Origin of the sequence: Allobosea sp. CER48 (assembly GCF_044752385.1) — a bacterium.
GTDB lineage: Bacteria > Pseudomonadota > Alphaproteobacteria > Rhizobiales > Beijerinckiaceae > Allobosea.
Window position 1 is genome coordinate 1 of the sequence record NZ_JBIWYK010000684.1, and the last position, 1,282, is coordinate 1,282.

Annotated in this window: 1 protein-coding gene and 1 pseudogene; both read left to right on the plus strand. The window is 61.6% G+C overall.

The window, feature by feature from the left end:
* The first annotated feature begins 198 nt into the window (after positions 1-198).
* Complete coding sequence (locus ACIPIA_RS16555; protein ID WP_400511067.1) at positions 199-501, plus strand: DUF982 domain-containing protein; 303 nt, start codon at positions 199-201, stop codon at positions 499-501.
* 154 nt (positions 502-655) lie between these two features.
* Positions 656-1,282 (plus strand): annotated as a pseudogene (locus ACIPIA_RS16560) (ROK family protein); the annotation flags it as partial.

Sequence of the window (1,282 nt, forward strand, 5' to 3'; positions counted from 1 at the left end):
AGCTATGTCGGTCGGGTCGGACAACGAAGAAAATGGCATGTCATCGTCTCCCTCGGTTGGTCCATGCAGCGGCTGATTTAGGATAGCTTCGGGGCTCTGCAAGCCTCCTTGAAAAGTTGGGGGGCGACTTCCTAAATCTGCGGAATCCAAGCGCACTGCGCGGGACCAGACCCATGTTGCTTCGAGGAGAATATGGCTATGGCACGGATGCCGTCCGACGAATTCGAACGCCCTGTCGTCATTCTGACTGGCCTTGGACAGCCCACAGCAATCTGCTCGGCGATGGAGGCTTACATGTTCCTGGCAGATTGGCCGAAGTCGCAGCGAGACGCTTGCCACGCCTTCGTATCACAGGCCTGCCTGGCTGCCGTCCGCGGCGAGATCGAGCCTGAAACTGCGAAGGGTTTTTTCGCGTCCTGGGCGGAGAAGCACGATCTTCTCGCTCTTGAGGCCGGTGTGCTTGTCGGCCGCCGCAATGCGGGCTCTCACGGCACCGCCTGAGGCTCGCAAGCCGCAGGAAGGAGGGCGGCGCGAGTGGCTGGCGGCTTAGCTCGTTCACCGCCCTCTCAAGCCACGGCGCCCTTCCTGAGGGCAGGACGGAGGCGGAACTGTGTGCTCCGCCACCGGTTATGTCCCTTGCAGTAGCGAGGCTGACATGGCGAAGAATTCCCGGCCGAGAGTCATCGACGGACCTAACGGGGCTTCTCAACTGCCGTCCGTTGTCGTCACGAGCTACAATCTGGAAGCTCGCGACGATGAGGGCTTCGTCGGCGACCGCGCTCGGCGAGGTGCGGTTTTCGAGCATCTTGAGGAGCTCCGGGCCGCATTGCGGCAGCAAGGCGCAGATCCCATCGACGTTCCAAGCGAGGAGCTGAAGAAAAAGGATCTGGATGCCCTGCTGACGGGCGACGATGCCGAAGCCGCCGCACTCATACACAGCGCCGTCGAGCACTACGCAGATGCGCTAGCTTCGGTCGTGCGGCGGTTCGCGCGCCTTAAGGCTTGGTCGCTTGTCGAGCGGATTGTCGTTGGTGGGGGATTTCGGCAAAGCCGAGTTGGAGAGTTAGCGATCGGCAGGGCTGCCATCATGCTGCGGACTCAAGGCTCTCCCGTGGAGCTCGTTCCGATCCGCCACCATCCTGACGAGGCCGGACTTATTGGGAACGCCCATATCGTCCCGAAATGGATGTTCGAGGCATTCGATAGCTTGGTCGCTGTCGACATCGGCGGCTCGAACATTCGGGCGGGGATCGTGGAGCTTCGCCAGGACAAGGCCTCTGAC

Bases quoted from the DNA above. Each gene is read 5' to 3' on its own strand.
- ACIPIA_RS16555 (WP_400511067.1), top strand. From the start codon at position 199: ATGGCACGGATGCCGTCCGACGAATTCGAACGCCCTGTCGTCATTCTG.